At 35.9% G+C, this 17,375-nt stretch carries 13 protein-coding genes; 7 read left to right on the top strand and 6 right to left on the bottom strand.

Translation table 11 applies throughout. The features are described 5' to 3' along the window. Positions 1-693: 693 nt before the first annotated feature. Positions 694-1,425, top strand: coding sequence for a phosphate ABC transporter ATP-binding protein (locus MHI39_RS22885; protein ID WP_342540288.1), 732 nt, complete (start codon positions 694-696; stop codon positions 1,423-1,425). Further along, positions 1,422-2,180: an iron export ABC transporter permease subunit FetB gene (gene fetB, locus MHI39_RS22880; protein WP_058003183.1), complete on the top strand. Its 759-nt coding sequence runs from the start codon at positions 1,422-1,424 to the stop codon at positions 2,178-2,180. The genes MHI39_RS22885 and fetB overlap by 4 nt, the downstream gene beginning before the upstream one ends. Positions 2,181-2,229: 49 nt before the next feature. Here fetB and MHI39_RS22875 read toward each other — a convergent pair whose 3' ends face one another. The 3 genes from MHI39_RS22875 to MHI39_RS22865 form a co-directional block, all read right to left on the bottom strand. Further along, positions 2,230-2,424, bottom strand: coding sequence for a YbdD/YjiX family protein (locus MHI39_RS22875; RefSeq protein ID WP_058003182.1), 195 nt, complete (start codon positions 2,422-2,424; stop codon positions 2,230-2,232). Positions 2,425-2,429: 5 nt separating this feature from the next. Continuing rightward, positions 2,430-4,505 carry a carbon starvation CstA family protein gene (locus MHI39_RS22870; protein ID WP_078110034.1) on the bottom strand — a complete coding sequence of 692 codons (2,076 nt, stop codon included), beginning with the start codon at positions 4,503-4,505 and terminating at the stop codon, positions 2,430-2,432. A gap of 233 nt (positions 4,506-4,738) precedes the next feature. Continuing rightward, positions 4,739-6,292 carry a multicopper oxidase gene (locus MHI39_RS22865; RefSeq protein ID WP_342540287.1) on the bottom strand — a complete coding sequence of 518 codons (1,554 nt, stop codon included), beginning with the start codon at positions 6,290-6,292 and terminating at the stop codon, positions 4,739-4,741. Between the two features lie 1,321 nt (positions 6,293-7,613). Between MHI39_RS22865 and MHI39_RS22860 the strand changes: the two genes are divergently transcribed. The 3 genes from MHI39_RS22860 (at position 7,614) to MHI39_RS22850 (ending at position 10,601) form a co-directional block, all read left to right on the top strand. Then, on the top strand, positions 7,614-8,609 hold the full coding sequence (locus MHI39_RS22860; protein WP_342540286.1) for a S8 family peptidase: 996 nt from the start codon (positions 7,614-7,616) through the stop codon (positions 8,607-8,609). 345 nt (positions 8,610-8,954) lie between these two features. Continuing rightward, a complete protein-coding gene (locus MHI39_RS22855) occupies positions 8,955-10,301 on the top strand; it encodes a D-serine ammonia-lyase (RefSeq protein ID WP_342540285.1) in 1,347 nt (448 codons plus the stop codon). 75 nt (positions 10,302-10,376) lie between these two features. Next, entirely contained in the window at positions 10,377-10,601 is a 225-nt protein-coding gene (locus MHI39_RS22850) for a hypothetical protein (RefSeq protein WP_342540284.1), read from the top strand. A 102-nt stretch (positions 10,602-10,703) separates the two neighbouring features. Here MHI39_RS22850 and MHI39_RS22845 read toward each other — a convergent pair whose 3' ends face one another. The 3 genes from MHI39_RS22845 to MHI39_RS22835 are packed head-to-tail and all read right to left on the bottom strand — an operon-like array spanning position 10,704 to position 14,666. Beyond that, a complete protein-coding gene (locus tag MHI39_RS22845) occupies positions 10,704-11,822 on the bottom strand; it encodes a GerAB/ArcD/ProY family transporter (protein ID WP_342540283.1) in 1,119 nt (372 codons plus the stop codon). A 19-nt stretch (positions 11,823-11,841) separates the two neighbouring features. After that, positions 11,842-13,056 carry a Ger(x)C family spore germination protein gene (locus tag MHI39_RS22840; RefSeq protein ID WP_342540282.1) on the bottom strand — a complete coding sequence of 405 codons (1,215 nt, stop codon included), beginning with the start codon at positions 13,054-13,056 and terminating at the stop codon, positions 11,842-11,844. Next, positions 13,053-14,666, bottom strand: coding sequence for a spore germination protein (locus MHI39_RS22835; RefSeq protein WP_071976405.1), 1,614 nt, complete (start codon positions 14,664-14,666; stop codon positions 13,053-13,055). Before MHI39_RS22835 ends, MHI39_RS22840 begins: the two co-directional genes overlap by 4 nt. Positions 14,667-14,809: 143 nt before the next feature. On the opposite strand from MHI39_RS22835, the gene MHI39_RS22830 reads away from it, so the two are divergent. After that, a complete protein-coding gene (locus MHI39_RS22830; protein WP_058003171.1) occupies positions 14,810-15,040 on the top strand; it encodes a hypothetical protein in 231 nt (76 codons plus the stop codon). Positions 15,041-15,176: 136 nt separating this feature from the next. Continuing rightward, positions 15,177-17,348, top strand: a complete 2,172-nt coding sequence (locus MHI39_RS22825; RefSeq protein WP_342540281.1) for an ATP-dependent helicase — start codon at positions 15,177-15,179, stop codon at positions 17,346-17,348. Positions 17,349-17,375: the final 27 nt, after the last annotated feature.

The raw sequence follows: 17,375 nt of genomic DNA, 5'->3' as shown, positions 1-17,375 counted from the left end.
CGCCCGAGAGGAAAAAGTGGTTTCGTGGTAACCAAAGAGAGAGAAAGGTGCCCGCCAGAGAGGAAAAATCGGTTTCGCGGTAATCAAAGAGAGAGAAAGGTGCCCGCCCGAGAGGAAAAGCAGTTTCGCGGTAACCAAAGAGGGAGAAAGGTGCCTGCTAGAGAGAGAAAAGCGGTTTCGCGGTAACCAAAGAGGGAGAAAGGTGCCTGCTAGAGAGAGAAAAGCGGTTTCGCGGTAACCAAAGAGGGAGAAAGGTGCCCGTTAGAGAGGAAAAAACGGTTTTGCGGTAACCAAAGAGGGAGAAAGGTGCCCGTTAGAGAGAGAAAAAAGGTTTCGCGGTAACCAAAGAGGGAAAAAGGTGCCCGCCAGAGAGGAAAAATCGGTTTCGCGGTAACCAAAGAGGGAGAAAGGTGCCCGCCTGAGAGGAAAAAGCGGTTTTGCGGTAACCAAAGAGGGAAAAAGGTGCCCGCTAGAGAGGAAAAAAAGGTTTCTTGGTAATCAAAGAGAGAGAAAGGTATCCGAAGCGGAAAACCATTAAATAACCTATTATTAGTAGTTAAAACATTACTAATGAGAAACAAGCATTGAAAAATGAATAAAAGAAAACGACAGAATAAAAATGTAAGCTCTTCATATGTGTCAGGCTATTTTATTCTAATATGCATAAATGATGCCTGGCACTAAGGAGGATAAATGGAAGAATTAGAGTTCATACATGTAAGTAAGGAGTTTAAAAATAAAAATGAGACCATACAGGTATTGAAAGGAATTAATGGAAAGATACAAAAGGGTACGATTACGACGATTATTGGTCCATCTGGTTCTGGAAAAAGTACTATATTGTCATTATGCAACTTATTAAGTACTCCAACCGAAGGGGAAATTTTTATTCGTGGGAAAGAGATTCGCGAATGGGATGTACAAAAGCTTAGATGCTATGTGGGGATTGCCTTTCAATCTGCTCCGCTCATTAAAGGAAGTGCCTTAGATAATTTAATACTCCCTGCAAAATTACATGGTCGAACATTGGCGCAACCGAAAAAATATATGGAGTACGTTGGGTTATCAGAGGATTTACTTGATCGTCCTGCGAAGGAGCTATCTGGTGGACAGCGCCAACGGCTATCGCTAGCTAGGACATTAGTAAATGATCCCTCTATTTTATTACTTGACGAAGTCACCTCCGCTTTAGATTCTATTTCTTCCCATGAAGTGGAAGAGCTAATTAAAAAATTAAATCATGAACATGGTACAACCATCCTATGGGTTACACATGATCTTGATCAAGCGAAACGTGTAGGGGACCAAACATGGCTAGTATTAGATGGTAAACTGATTGAAGCAGGACCAACGAATGAATTTTTCGAGGCACCAAGCGAACGACAAACCCAACAATTTTTAGAGTTAAAGAGGAATATGAGATGAACCTGCTTACTATTTTACTTAGTTTTGGTTTTGTTATTATTGCACTGTTTCTATCCGCAGCATTTAAACTAGGACTTGGGCGTGACTTACTAATAACGAGTGTCCGTGCAACCATTCAGTTAATGATCATTGGCTATATACTTAAAATGGTATTTGGCTTTAAAAATCCCCTCGTTATGATCGTGATGATTGGATTAATGATTTTAGTAGCAAGTAGTAATGCAGCAAAACGGGGGAGGGGATTACCACATATTTTTTGGAAAGTCTACTTAACAATCTTAATCGTTGAAGCAATTACACAGGGCTTTTTATTACTGCTACATATTGTACCTGCTACTCCGCAATATATTATTTCTATCAGCGGAATGATTATTGGTAATTCGATGGTAATCGCTAGCCTCTTTTTGAATCGTTTAAAAGGAGAGCTGGATATGAGGAAAGATGAAGTGCTTTTGGTATTATCACTTGGTGGGAGTCAAAAGCAATCGATTTATCCAATTCTAAAGCAATCGATAAGGTCTAGCTTAATTCCAACGATTGATAGCCAGAAAACCATTGGTCTTGTTCAACTTCCTGGGATGATGACAGGTCAAATTATTGCAGGGGCAGATCCTATTCAAGCCGTTCGTCTTCAACTTCTTATTGTATTTTTGATTATGACCGCAGCTACATTAACTTCTATTATCCTTGGCTTTCTAATCTACCCTGGTCTATTTAATCGCGAGCAACAATTGGATATTCAGGGCTGGGAATAAAAAGGGTGCTGTCTACTAAAAGGAATCCTCTTAATAGACAGCACCGTATTTAACAACAGCGGTTTACCTTTCCACTCTCATATCTTTCCTTTAATGCAAACATATAATATTCCTTTTCAGACATGATCGGCTCTTCTGGATGCTTTCTCTTCCGATGTTCTACGTAAATTTGGTAATTAGGTAATCCAAATATTGTTTTGATATTGCAGCCAATCTTGCTGAAAAAGGGATTTAATTTTTTCATTATCTTCACCTTCCAATTGGAATGTTTGGATATTTAGATGGGACAAAAGGACTTTCATGTAATTTAGCCTTTTTCTTCTTAATTAATATATCGTACCAAACTTTAAACGAAGCGATAACCATTAGAAGAACGATTGCTATAAAGATAATTGTTAATATAGCATCTAGTCGATCATTAAACACAATTTGCTTCATGACCTCCATATCGGTAGCCGGAGCGATGACTTTACCGGCATCAATTCCATCCTGATAGATTTTAGCGTGACTGAAAAACCCGATGGATGGAACTTTGGAAAATAGCTTCATACATGCTGCTACCAAGGTTGTGATTGTTAGAAACACATATGGAATAATGGTGACCCAAGCATAGCGGGCTTTGCCCATTTTTATAATAATAGTCGTTGCAATTGCAAGAGCAATAGCCGCTAACATTTGATTGGATATTCCGAATAATGCCCATAAGGAGTTAATTCCCCCGAAAGGATCAATAGCCCCTTGGTAGGTGATATAAGCCCATCCAATGGTAATAATGGCAGAAGCGATAATATTTGCTACTAAATTATTCGTTTTTGCAAATGGTTTATAGAAATTACCTACTAGGTCTTGCAGCATGAACCTGCCTATTCGCGTTCCAGCATCAATGGTTGTAAGGATGAATAAGGCTTCGAACAATATGGCGAAGTGATACCAAAAGGCTTTAGCACCGGCTAAAAAGCTAGTGAAAATTTCAGCCATTCCTACTGCTAATGTTGGTGCACCGCCTGTTCTAGACATGATAGTACTTTCACCAATTTCCTTTGCTGCATTCGTTATTTCACTCGCTGAAACTTGGAAGCCCCAAGTGGAAATGACAGAGGCGGCTTGTGATGCTTCTGTACCTATCACCGCTGCAGGTGAATTCATCGCAAAGTATAAGCCAGGATGTAGAGAACAAGCAGCGATAAGAGCCATAATCGCGACACCTGACTCCATCAGCATACCTCCATAGCCAATAAATCGGGAATGAGATTCTTTTTCGATCATTTTTGGAGTTGTTCCCGACGAAACTAACGCATGGAAACCAGAAACGGAACCACAGGCTATTGTGATGAATAAGAAAGGAAAAAGGTTACCTGCAAATACAGGACCTGACCCATCAATGAAGCGACTAATTTTTGGCATGTGTAATTCTGGCAAGACAATTAAAATTCCAGCTGCTAATAAAAAAATGACACCAATTTTTAAAAAGGAACTTAAATAATCACGTGGTGCGAGCAATAACCAAACAGGTAGAATGGAAGCTACGAAGCCATAAATTCCAATCATGATAGCTAATTGTCCACCTGTAAAAGTAAACATTTCGGCTAATGTAGGATTTTCAGCAACGTATTGACCACCCCATAGAGCCAATAGTAATAAAACAAATCCAAGAATTGATCCCTCGAGCACCTTACCTGGTCGAATATACCTCATGTATACTCCCATGAGTATAGCAATAGGAATAGTGGCAGCAATAGTAAATACACCCCAAGGAGAACCAGCGAGCGCTTTCACTACAACCAGTGCAAGTACTGCTAATAATATGACCATAATCGCAAGAATTCCGATTGAGGCGATGATTCCACCAAAAGGACCGACCTCTTCCTTGGCCATTTGTCCGAGTGATTTCCCATTCCTTCTCATAGAACCCATTAGAATCACTGCATCTTGTACAGCTCCAGCTAGAACTACACCGATAATGATCCAAAGTGCACCTGGTAAATATCCCATTTGTGCAGCTAAAATTGGACCTACGAGTGGACCTGCACCAGCGATGGCAGCAAAGTGGTGTCCGAATAGCACCCATTTATTTGTAGGAACATAATCCTTTCCATCATCATTTACTTCTGCAGGAGTTGCCCTTTTATCATTTAATTTAAAAATTTTATAAGCAATAAATTTACTATAAAAGCGATATGCAACAGCATATGTACAAACAGCGGCAATAATCAGCCAAGCAGCGGAAATAGTTTCTCCATTAGCTAATCCAAGTAAGGCGAAAGCAACTGCACCGATAATTGAAATAACGGTCCAGATTAGAATTGAAAGAACTTTATTTTTCATGATTATACTCCTTCCCTATTAAATAAAAATAGACTAATTTAAATCATCTACCCTCCTTGTTCGATAGTTTAAAATATTCGGAATTCATTAAAATATAACAAATACATCCATTTTAATCAATAAGGCACAGTTGATAATTTATTGAATAAATAACTATTTTTCGACAAAAATGTCAAAAAAAAAATCCTCTATCAAGGAGTCAATCTATTCTCTTCGATGGAGGATGAACTTTTCTATTCTTTGATGACTTTAATTGGCCTCATCATATCATGATCTTCATGTTCCAATATATGACAATGCCAAACATAATCACCGATATGATTTTCAAATCTCATAATAATACTTGTAACCGTACCAGGTTCTACCTTTATAGTATCCTTCCAACCTCTTTCATAAAGTTCAGGCTCTCTAGCAGGACCGGTATATTGAATGAATCCATCCTGATTAAAACGGTCGATGTCAAAAGGTCTCCGATTTATTAATTTAAATTGAACCAAATGGACATGAATCGGATGTGGAAAAGGTGTTAAATTAATGAACTTCCAAATTTCAACACTGTTAAGAACGGGTTTCTCCGTAACAGGATCATCCCACATACGATGATCTAGTAGAAGCATTGGCCTGTTAAAATGATCAGTTGAAGCACTTAAAGTTAATAATCTATTTCTTTGAACTGAACTAATATCAAATGAATGATCTGAACATAGAAAATTTGGAATATCACTTGTATCTTTCTCTGAAAGGGGGAGATTTACTTTAAATTGCATAATTATACTTAAATCCCCGTCATCATTGGTGTTTCGTAGTATGAATGTTTCACCTTTTAAATTGGTAAAGTCAATGATAATATCTGAGCGTTCAGCAGGCTCCAATGGAAGTGAGTTAAGTTCAACAGGTTTGGACAGAAGTCCTCCATCAGTACTAATTTGATAAAACGGGTGATCATTGTCGAACCTTAATGTATAGGCATTGGTATTGGAGGCGTTTAATAGTCTAAAACGGTATTTTCGTGGTTCTACTCGTAGATATGGCCAAATTTTACCGTTTACTACAATGGTATTGCCATTAAATGCTGGTACTACTGAAGGGTTAATTGATACAGGAGGATTCGTATTTTCAGGGTAAAATAAAGCTCCATCTGCTTGGAAAGATTTATCTTGGATCATTAGCGGAATATCATATTTTCCTTTCGGCAACTGTAAATGATCTTCCCTAGGATCATGGATTAAGAAAAAACCCGCTAGTCCTGCATAAACGTTTAGTCTGGTAATTCCAATTGCATGGTCATGATACCATAATGTTGCAGATCTTTGATTATTTGTATATTGATAGATTTTCTGTTTAAAGGTGCTACCCCGTTGTGAAAAATTTGTAGTAAACCATGCCTCCGGATGCCCATCACTTTCTGAAGCGACATTTGCTCCATGAACATGAACAACGGTTCTTACATCTGGTGAATCCGCTGCCCCATGGAGTGATCGATCGATGGGTAAAAAGTGTTTTTCTGGTAAATGGTTCATCCATTTTACTTTTATGGTTTGATTACGCTGAACCTTAATTGTTGGACCCGGATAAGTTCCGTTATAACCCCATATGGTTGTAAGTGGAAAAAGTTTATGGAATTGATGCTTGGCCTCCTTCATTTCAATTTCATAATAATGAGGCTTATCGTTAGCCTTCATTTTTGGTTTTAATACCCGTGGAATGGGTAATTCATCGATAAATTTAGGAATGGTTTCTGGTTTTGAAGGATCAACTTCCTTTCCTTTCGTTTCAAATTTATCCACTAAAAACTCCTCCTTACCTCTGCTTATTAAGCAATTTTTAAAATAGTTTATGTAGGTAATTTGTTTATGAAAGGGGCAATAGCGGAGAAATTAGGTTTTTAACTTATTTTTTGCGAAGAATCTATTTATATAGTTAACTGCGATTTTGTCAATTTTTAATAGATATTGTGATTTTCATCACCAATAATTTAAATCATATTTCTTATAATATAAATGAAAAAGTCAATTAAAAAGAGAGGATGAATAATATGGATAGTGAAAAGACTGATCGTTTACGCGTACTTCTTCAAGAGGCATTAGCTCCATTAGTGGAAAAAATAGAACATTTAGAGAAGGAAATTAGAAATTTGAAAGAAGAACAGAAGTAAATGAAGCACTGTAAATATACAGGATTCAAGTTGGAGTATATGAGATGTGCTTAAATGGGACCCGGCTTGTATGTCACTTGCACTCCTACTGGTAAAGTTGACTGTTTGTATATCTGTGGGGCATGAAGGAGATTAAAGTGTAGGACAGACAATTTATGCTTTGATAACCAACATGTAAACTATAAAGATTTAAAGCAAAAGGCTAACTTCAAAAAGAGGGAGTTAGTCTTTTGAATGTGAAAATGTTGGTTTAGGCTACCTTCCTTATATTGTAAAATTAAACGAAAGGGAGGTGAGATAACATTATGATAGCTTATAAAAGATTTGCTCTAATTTCATTTTTAATAATGTTTTTTAGTTTATTTATAAGTAGTAGTTTAAAGGACAACATCTTTGTATCTTTATTAACTTTCCTAATCATAATGGTTGTATTATATTCAATAATGATTATTATCCCTTTTTACTTTAGACGAAAGATAAATATATTTAATCAATATTATACTTGGATAGAAAAAGGAGGAAGATTTGGAAGCAAAAGATGAATTGCTAGAAGTTTTTCAGTGGAACATTCAATTAGGATGTTCTTATTTTTGTTTCATTTTAATCTTAAACACATATTCTTTGAGAGATAACACTACAGAATATAGATTTACGTATATAGAAGGTAGAACGTGTAGATAGCCATTCTTGAAAAGATGTTGAAAACACCCCTTTTCGCATCACGTATGAATAGAGGGGTTAGTTTATAAAATGAATCATTCGGAACCTATGTACTGAATTAATAGATTTCTAACTTGGGACTAATATAGAAACTAGTAGGATAAAAGTTTACCTATTAAAAGAATATCTCGTACAATTTTCTCATTTTTAGAAAATTCTGTTATTTTAGATGATTTTCATATATAATAAGGGTAAGGAATGTTAGTAAATCTATCAATGGAAGGGGAAGTATCATGGAAAGAAAGTTAATTCCTTATAAGGTGATAGAAGTTGTAGATTCAGTTGAGGAGAACATTCCAGAGGGCATTAAATTAATTCATGCAGAAGAATTGTGGGAAGATGCGGACTATGGTGAAGGCGTAGTTATCGCAGTCATAGATACAGGTATCGACCGCAATCACCCAGATTTAAAGGATCGAATTATTGATGGGAAGGATTTTACTGGTTCCGGTGATTATCAAGATGATAATGGTCATGGGACACATGTTAGTGGAACCATATTAGCTACTATGAATCAGTTTGGTGTTGTAGGAGTTGCGCCACGTGCAAGTGTATTAGCACTAAAAGCATTAAAGGGTGACGGTACAGGAGACGTTCAGTGGATTAATCAGGCGATTGATTATGCAATCAATTGGAAAGGACCAGATGGTGAAAAGGTCTCTGTCATTTCAATGTCACTCGGTGGACCTGAAGAAGAAGAAGAACACCAGTTAATTAAAAAAGCTGTTCAACAAAATATTTTAGTGGTATGTGCTGCCGGAAATAGTGGTGACGGTCGTGATAATACAGATGAATTAGATTATCCAGGTGCCTATCCTGAGGTTGTACAAGTTGGTGCAGTTGATTTAGAGAAGAATTTGGCTGATTTTTCAAATACGAATGATGAAATAGATTTAGTTGCACCAGGAGTTGAGATTTTCTCGACTTATCCAGGTGGAAAATTTGCGAAGCTAAGTGGTACCTCAATGGCAACGCCACATGTCAGTGGAGCAGCGGCATTGATTAAAAACATTGCAGAAAAAGAGTTTGAACGAAAGCTTACAGAAGCGGAGCTTTATGCACAGCTATGTAAAAGCACGGAGGATCTAGGAATTAGTAAAAAGGCACAGGGAAACGGAATTCTTAATCTAACAAGCCTTCATAAAACAGCAGAAAAGGAAATCATGATAACGATAGAATCAAAGAGTCTCGGGCTGTCTGCTCAAACGGTCTCTATTTCTTATAAGTAGAAAAGGAAAATGGGAAACTATAATAGTTTCCCATTTTTACTTTTATCCAGCACTAAAAAACAAATCGGACTTTTAAAAGGCTATTGTCATTTAGTTTGTGGCATATATATGCACTACTGCAGGCTTTTACATCTAATAAAGGGTCCCGCAAGTTCTAAAGGAAGCGGCTCTTTTTTTAGTGGAAAAAGATATTTAACGGAATTCAACCAATTAATTTCAGTTAAACTCTTTAGCGAAATGCCAACAATGATTGAGAAAAGAGCCTTAAAAAATAGAGGAATAACTAAACAATAAAACGAATGTTTGAAATATAAATAGGAAATTGATAAAGAAGGAGGGCTAACTGTGTCTAGTAATTTAATAGCAGGGAAAGATGTTCAGCAATGGAAGGATGATTATCCCTTACTCGAGAAAATTTCTCGTCTGGAAGAGGTATTTTGGAGAAATATTGATTATGGTACAAAGAAAGAAATGGAATATTTATCAAGCAAAGATATTACTGATGGTTTAGAACGATTGGAGAGGTTTGCTCCTTTTATTGAAACGATGTTTCCTGAAACTTTACATACAAAGGGAATTATTGAGTCTCCTTTAAAAAAAATTAATAAAATGAAGAATCAGCTAGAACATGTCTATAAAATCGATATAAGTGGTGAGTTACTTTTAAAATGTGATAGCCATCTACCTATTTCTGGATCAATTAAAGCAAGAGGGGGTATTTATGAGGTATTAAAACATGCTGAGGATCTTGCTCTTGAAAATGGATTACTTACCAATACGGAATCATATACCATTTTTTCATCAGCTAGGTTCAAGGAGCTTTTTTCAAAATACAAGATTGCTGTGGGCTCCACTGGGAATCTTGGTTTAAGTATTGGGATTATGGGTGCAGCATTGGGCTTTCAAGTGACTGTTCATATGTCTTCAGATGCAATGACATGGAAAAAGAATCTGTTACGTCGTAAAGGTGTGACCGTAATTGAATATCAAACTGATTATAGTCATGCAGTTGAAGCGGGAAGAAGGCAGGCTGAAACCGATTCGACATGTCATTTTATTGATGATGAAAACTCGAAAGATCTTTTTTTAGGCTATGCAACAGCAGCATCCCGTTTAAAGGAACAATTCAAAAAAAGAAATATTATTGTAGATGAAGATCACCCATTATTTGTTTATTTACCATGTGGTGTGGGGGGTGGCCCTGGAGGAATTACATATGGTTTAAAAAACGAGTTTGGAGAAAATGTTCATTGTTTTTTTGCGGAACCGACTCATTCACCATGTTTTCTCATTGGTCAAATGACAGGTCTTCATGATAGGATCTCTGTGTTTGACTTTGGTCTAGATAATCGAACAGCAGCTGACGGACTAGCAGTCGGTAGACCATCAAGTTTTGTTGGGCAGACAATTGGTCACCTGCTTAGTGGTTGCTATACCATCGATGATCAAAGACTTTTCTCCTTTTTAAGGAAGTTAGTTGATACTGAAAATCTTTTTCTAGAGCCTTCTGCCCTAGCAGGATTTTATGGGCCAATTCAATTATTTAGAACGATAGAAGGAAAGAAATATTTAGACTGCCATCAATTAAATGATAAAGTATCAAATGCACTTCATCTTGTATGGGCAACAGGTGGCAGTATGGTGCCTAAAGAGGTGGTTTCTGAATATTATGAAGAGAAAATAGAGGAGTAAGATCCTATGAATCTTCAATATTTTCCATTTTTGTAGTATATTATTATATAAATAAGTTTGAATGGGGCGATGGTTTTGACGGATGTAATTGGAGTCATTATGGTGTTTTCTATTCCAATCATTGCTATTATAACAAGCCATATTCGTAGTAATACGAAAATTAAGGGCAAGCTGATTCAAGATCAATTGGAATTAGAGAAATTGAAACATCAAAATTTCTTACTTGAAACAGAGAAAATGCGACTGGAATTGGAAAAAATGAACCAGATCGATACAAAAGATACGCCGAAAATCCCTTAAAAGAGGGTTCAGTCCCCTCTCATACGTGTGCTTAAATCTTACAGGTCCGTATGATATGGGGATTACAAAGATTAATATAGAGAAATAATATGTTTTGTAATTTTAAATCGTAGCCTCTGTTTTTTTCTTTTTACTTTTTCGATTTTTAAAGGTTGCGATGACCAATAGCAGGCTAGGAATGATTACTTGCATTGGTAGATGTAAATAGAGAGGTACGATAACTAAGCCTTCCTTTATGTGTTCAGAAAAATTACTGGCAATGGTCATAGATAAAAAAAGAATCACTAATCCTAGTGGGTAAACCAGTTTTTTATGCTTGCTAATTTTGAATAGATCAGCTGTTCCAATTACACCTGCATAGAAAAAAATACTAATTTTGAAAAACCCCCCAATAATGACAGCGAGTAAAAAGAAAACATCCAGTCGTTCTAAAAAATCGGCTACTTGAATACGTTGGATGGTTGTGAGTAAAGGAAAGGGAGCACGTGAAACAAGATCCACCCCAAGGACAGATATGTTTACTCCCATTGAAATCGCTAAATTGACACCACTTAATGCCATAGCAGATATGCCAATCCACTTTGCTTTTACGGGATTATTAAGATAGTTAAGAATCATTGTAAAGGCAACCATCTCTCCATAAGGTACATATAATGTTTGAGTAAATGTAACCTGGAATATTTTCATAGCTCCTTCATCTAATATAGGCTTCAGTCTATTTAAATCGATTAATCCAGAGGCAACCACAAGAACAAATCCGGAAATAGCTAATAAATATAGAAAAAAGAAGAATATTTCGCCTGTTCTCGTTAAGACCTCAATTCCTTTATGGATAGCATAAATGACAGTTAAAATCATGATTGCGTTTATAATAAATTCTGGTGTATTAGGGTAGGCAAATGTAATTAGAAGTTCTCCGAAATCTCTCAAAACCCTCGCAGACAGATAAAAAAAATAAAGGATATAGACAAATGCAAGGATCTTACCTAAAAAAGATCCAACTATTTTTTGAACATAAGAGGTAAAGGGAATATCTGGATAATAAAGGTAAAGGCGATTATATAATAAAAATAAAAATATTCCTAAGATCATTCCAGTAAGAATGGTAATCCAGGCATCTTGTTTTGCTCCTGATCCTAATGAGATAACTAGGGCACTACCATGTTCAAATAGGACCATAATGACAAATAATTGGTAAGCATTGATTTTTACATTTTCCACCGGACCACCCTCTGTAATTCTAGTTATTCACTTCAGTAATATAAGGATTATTTCTTAATCCCGTACGACGGATAAATGCATCAACGTCTACGTCTACTTTTAGTTCAGGAAAACCAACGTCATTCCAATCATTTTTTAGCTGGTTCCAAACTTTAGGAGAAGTACGGTGAATAACATCTCCAAAACCAAAAACATCAGTCTTTTCCTTCTGAATCATTTTTATGGTAGCCATAATTTCCTTTTTTATTTCCTTTTCTGCTAATTTTTCCAGCTGAAATATTATATTAGGATTAGTGAGATCAATTTGTATATCTGCTTCTCTTATATCGCCTTCAGCTTCAATATGAACCTTTATTACCGGCTTATTTTTTTCTAGTTTTGACTTAATAATTGATTTACCGCGAATCACAAAAAAGGCAAGAGGTTTATTGTTATTTTTCCAATTAATATTTACTGGAGTTTGTTGAACTTTGTTTTGTACCCAAAGTACACCACGGGCATTTTTTCCATGCAACCATCTTGTTAGTTTGCCTTCTTTAAAAATTGCCATTCCTCCTGCTTGTAAACGTGCTGCTGCCTCAGTTGTTTGGAGATTAGCTTGTCCTTTTCCTTCTTCTGAATTTCCAACAATTTTAAATCCGCTAATTATCGGTTCCTTTCCGGGACTGACCATATCTCTTATTACATCATCTACACTAACATCCATATTTTCCCCGAGAGCTTTTTCAGTGAATTTGAGTGTTTTAGTTATTTTATTGGCAGGAAGCTTATCAATTGGTGTAAGCATTTTTAGAAGATCTTCTGCTGTTGAATTTTCAGCAATGACGATGGAGGAGGTTGTACGAAATTGAGGGTCTCTTTCCATCACATCAAATAGTTGCATTAATCCTTCTCTAGCTAGATCTTCACCAATGACAACGAGGTTTGCATGGGCATAATATATTTGGCGAGAGACATTTTTTGAGCCCAATCTTGCTGCATCTAGCATATTTCTTCCTGAAACAGTATAAACCGTGATTGGTATCCCACTTGTTTGTGCACCGCCTTGCTGATTTCCAGCAACATTTCCGGGATTAATAATTTGAAAGGTGTTACGAAACTTTCCATTTTCTAATTTATCTACTCCAACTGCATTGACAATGGCTAGATCAGTTAATTCACGTTTATCCCAGCATCCTGCAAGAAAAGTGAGACATCCTAATATTAATAATAAGTGCCACCATTTCTTCTTCATTCTTGATTCTCCTTTTTAGGCTGACTTGCTGTCTGTTTTGGAGGATGTGGTTCCTGATTTTTACCTGAACGTATTATATTTTTTTGGCTAATTAATCTTGGTCTTTGTTTTAATGTCCAGATTGGCAGTCGGATCACTGTATCACCTGCATTAGATGGGGTGAATGGCGCCAATGGGAACATATATGGAACACCGAAAGATCGTAAATCACATAGGTGAATGAACATCACTAATATGGCCATAATTAATCCATAAAATCCAAAAGTAGCAGCAATGATCATGAACAAAAAGCGAATTAGACGAGCGGATATAGCCATTGAAAAGGATGGGGTTGAAAAATTTGCAATGGCTGTTATTGAAACGATAATTACCATTGCAGGTGAGACAATCCCTGCTTGAACAGCCGCTTGACCAATGACAAGTGCCCCAACTATGGAAACCGTTTGACCAATGGCTTTAGGAAGTCTAATTCCTGCTTCACGTAAAATTTCAAAAATTACTTCCATGATGACAGCCTCAACAAATGATGGAAACGGTACAGCCTCTCTTTGTGCTGCAATCGTTATTAGGAGCAAGGTAGGTATCATTTCTTGGTGAAAGGTAGTAGCTGCGATATAGATAGATGGAGCAATAATTGAAATGATAAAAGCTAACACTCTTAATAACCGAATCCCTGTTGCAATATCGAAGCGAAAATAATAATCATCTGCAGCTTGGAAAAATTCCACAAATAATGCAGGTGCAGTTAGAACAAATGGAGTTCCATCCACGAAAATTGCAACCTTTCCTTCTAAAAGATTAGCAGTAACTACATCAGGCCTTTCTGTAATATAGAGTGTTGGAAATGTTGTGAAGGTCTCATCTTCAATTAATTGTTCAATATATCCAGTGTCTAATATGCTATCAATATCTATACGCTTTAACCGTTTTCTCACTTCCTTGATAACCTTATCATTAGCAATTCCGTTGATATACATGATTGCAACATCTGTTTGAGTTACTTTCCCAATTTGCATCGTTTCCAGCCATAAGTTGGGGTTTTTTATTCTGCTCCGAATTAGGGATGTATTGGTCCGTATCCTTTCAATGAAACCAATTCTAGAACCACGAATGGTTAATTCTGTACTAGGTTCTGTTAATGCTCTTTTTTCTCCACCTACTGTACTAATTGAAAGAGCCTCATTGGCATTATCCATAAGAATGATTGTTTCCCCTGATAAAAGGGAGTGAAAAAGTTGATCCCAATCATAAATCGATTTAACTCCACTTATAGATATCAATTTTTCTTTTATTATGTGCAATGAGTGCTGTTCAGAAATTGTTTCATCCATGCTTTCCTTAGTTAGAAGCTCTCCTATGATGTTATTATCAATTAATTTGTCATCTGCCAATCCATCAGTATAGATAATTGCAATCCTGCTAGTTAGACCAATTTCCATCTTACGGATGATAATATCTGAACTATTTCCTAGCGTTTCTATTATTTTCTTTACATTTTCATCAAGATTATTCCCAAAGTATTCTTCGGGTATGAATGCTGCCTGCCCTGAACGGTCTCCACCGGTTTTGACACTTTTCTTCTTTTTAAGTATTTTCTTAAGAAATGACATATTAATTCCTCGTTTTCACTAACTTTTTGTACATATACCAAATTCTTCTCAAGCTTTGGTTGGATTATGCGTAAATGTGATTTTTCAAGAAATTTTGGATATGCTAAAGTGAAAATTATCTCAATGTTTTAGGAGGAGATAAATTGAAATTATTTGGAATAAGTATAGGATTAATCAGTTTTTTAATTGCTCTTTCAATTGGAATTGATATGATTATGGGGTTTGAATTAAAAAATGCAATATTCAACGCATTCAATCCTTTTAGAGTAATGGATACAAGTGAGTTTGTCGTATTCTTTTTTTTTATATTAGTATTTCTGATTCAATCCATTACTACCTATGTTTTAAAAAAGAAGAAAAGGAATCCATCGTAAAATAATTAAGTCAAAGAAAAATATAAATAAAACTGTTATGATAAGTGAATAGAAAGATTTAGGTGAGGGTGTGAATCGAAGAATCCCCCTTGGTTTGTAGATATTTAAGCTTATAAGTACTAGAAAGGGTTCTCGCATGAATAAGGAAGCGGAGTTTTTTAATTTCAGTCAGATAAAAAAGAGAGTTATTTTAAATCAGCAACAACAGAAGGCTATTTTACATACTGATGGTCCCCTTCTTTTGTTAGCGTCGCCGGGTTCAGGAAAGACAACAACGATCATTATAAAAATTGGTTATTTAATAAAAGAAAAAGGTGTTAATCCAAAAAGAATTAAGGCTGTAACCTTTAGTAAAGCTTCAGCAATGGATATGAAGGAACGATTCAATTCATTTTTCCCCATGATACCGCAAGTAGATTTTTCAACTATCCATAGTCTTGCATTTGAAGTGATACGAGAGTACTTTAGGAAAACTAATACAAGCTTTCAACTTATTGAAGGCATTCAACCACTGGAAAGAAACCAACTCACATTAAATAAGAAAATCATCATAAAGGAAATTTATAACAATTTAGTTGGTGAAAATATAACAGATGACCAGTTAGAGGAATTGATGTCCTATACTAGTTTGCTGAAAAATAAACTAATTCCGGAGGAACATTGGTCTACCGTTAAATGTCAAATACCAATGGCTGAAAAAATAGTTCAAGAATATGAGTTATTCAAACGAACGAGAGGGACGGTTCGATTAGTCGATTATGATGATATGCTTACGATTGCAAATCAAGTGTTTGAAGAGGATTCTGAATTTCTTCGAACCTATCAGCAACGGTATGATTATGTTTTAACGGATGAAAGCCAGGACACTTCACTGGTTCAGCATGCAATCATTGAAAAGCTGGTTTGCAATCATCGCAATCTTTGTGTTGTTGCAGATGATGATCAATCGATTTATACTTGGCGCGCAGCAGATCCAAAATATTTGCTTGATTTTAAGCAGGTATATCCTGAGGCAGTCATCCTTATGATGGAGCAAAATTATCGTTCATCAAAAGATATCGTAGATGTTGCTAACCAATTCATTCAGCAAAATAAACACCGATATAACAAACAGATGTTTACTGATAATCCTTCCTATCAACCCATACAATTAAAAAGATTGGCAGATTATCAAAATCAATCTAAATATTTAATAAGGGAAATTTCTCAGCATGATAATTATCGAGAAGTCGCAATTTTATATCGGAATCACTCTTCATCTATCAGTTTAATGAATGATTTTGACCGGGCAGGTATCCCTTTTTATATTAAAGACTCAAATTCTCACTTTTTTTCTCATTGGGTAGTACAGGATATATTAAATTTTATGAGAATCTCTTATAATGATTCACGTACAGACATTTTGGAGAAGATTCATACAAAATTTAATGGCTATATTACAAAGCAACAAATGAAAGATCTTCAAAAAATAAATAATAAACAATCCTGTTTTGATAATCTTTTGCAGTATATCAATCTGAAGGACTATCAGATTAAACAACTACAAAAATGCAAAAGCTTGTTCCAAGAGATGAATGGCATGGCACCACTACAGGTGATTCGTCTAATTCGCGAATCACTAGGATATGAGAAAGCTCTTGAAAAATTAAGTGAAAGATATGGATTCAACCTAGATCATCTATTGGATATTTTAAATACTCTCGAAGAGATTGCGACCACATTAGATACGATGGAGGAATTTGCTGGTCGTTTGCAATATTTAGAGAAGAAAATGAAAGAGTCTAAGTTTGGAAAACATAAAAATGTGGTAACCTTCTCAACATTACATAGTTCAAAAGGATTAGAGTTTACGAGAGTATATATGATCGATTTGGTTGAAGGAATCATCCCTTCAAAAGAGGAAACGAGGTCAAAAGAGCAAGGAAACGAGGAATTAATTGAAGAGGCTGTTCGTCTATTTTATGTTGGGATGACTCGTGCAAAGCTTCATCTAGAATTGCTCTCTTATGAAATAAAGAATGGAAAACTTGTAAATGAGTCACGCTTCGTGGGAGGTGTTCGTTCTATTATGAGCCCAAAAAAGGAGAAGAAGATGAAGCACGGCTTAAATGGTAAGATGGACACATCTTCAACAGCAATAAAAGAAGAAGAGCAACTCTATGTTGGGATGGAAATAAAGCACCCTGTTTTCGGTCAGGGTGAAATCATTTTACTGGACCGTGAACAATTTGAAATACGTTTTGAAGCCGGTGTTAAAAAACTGTCACTTAAAACATGTCTAGAGATGGGGTTGTTGGAGGCAGTATAATCATTTTAAATTACAGGAGAACTTTTC

It is taken from the genome of Heyndrickxia sp. FSL K6-6286, assembly GCF_038630395.1.
GTDB classification, from domain to species: Bacteria; Bacillota; Bacilli; order Bacillales; family Bacillaceae_C; genus Heyndrickxia; species Heyndrickxia oleronia.
The sequence above is the reverse complement of the archived record's forward strand: the minus strand, read 5'-3'. Positions and strand labels throughout refer to the sequence as shown.

Bases quoted from the DNA above. Each gene is read 5' to 3' on its own strand.
- MHI39_RS22860 (WP_342540286.1), top strand. From the start codon at position 7,614: ATGGAAAGAAAGTTAATTCCTTATAAGGTGATAGAAGTTGTAGATTCA.
- MHI39_RS22825 (WP_342540281.1), top strand. From the start codon at position 15,177: ATGAATAAGGAAGCGGAGTTTTTTAATTTCAGTCAGATAAAAAAGAGA.
- MHI39_RS22885 (WP_342540288.1), top strand. From the start codon at position 694: ATGGAAGAATTAGAGTTCATACATGTAAGTAAGGAGTTTAAAAATAAA.
- fetB (WP_058003183.1), top strand. From the start codon at position 1,422: ATGAACCTGCTTACTATTTTACTTAGTTTTGGTTTTGTTATTATTGCA.
- MHI39_RS22870 (WP_078110034.1), bottom strand. From the start codon at position 4,505: ATGAAAAATAAAGTTCTTTCAATTCTAATCTGGACCGTTATTTCAATT.
- MHI39_RS22875 (WP_058003182.1), bottom strand. From the start codon at position 2,424: ATGAAAAAATTAAATCCCTTTTTCAGCAAGATTGGCTGCAATATCAAA.
- MHI39_RS22835 (WP_071976405.1), bottom strand. From the start codon at position 14,666: ATGTCATTTCTTAAGAAAATACTTAAAAAGAAGAAAAGTGTCAAAACC.
- MHI39_RS22840 (WP_342540282.1), bottom strand. From the start codon at position 13,056: ATGAAGAAGAAATGGTGGCACTTATTATTAATATTAGGATGTCTCACT.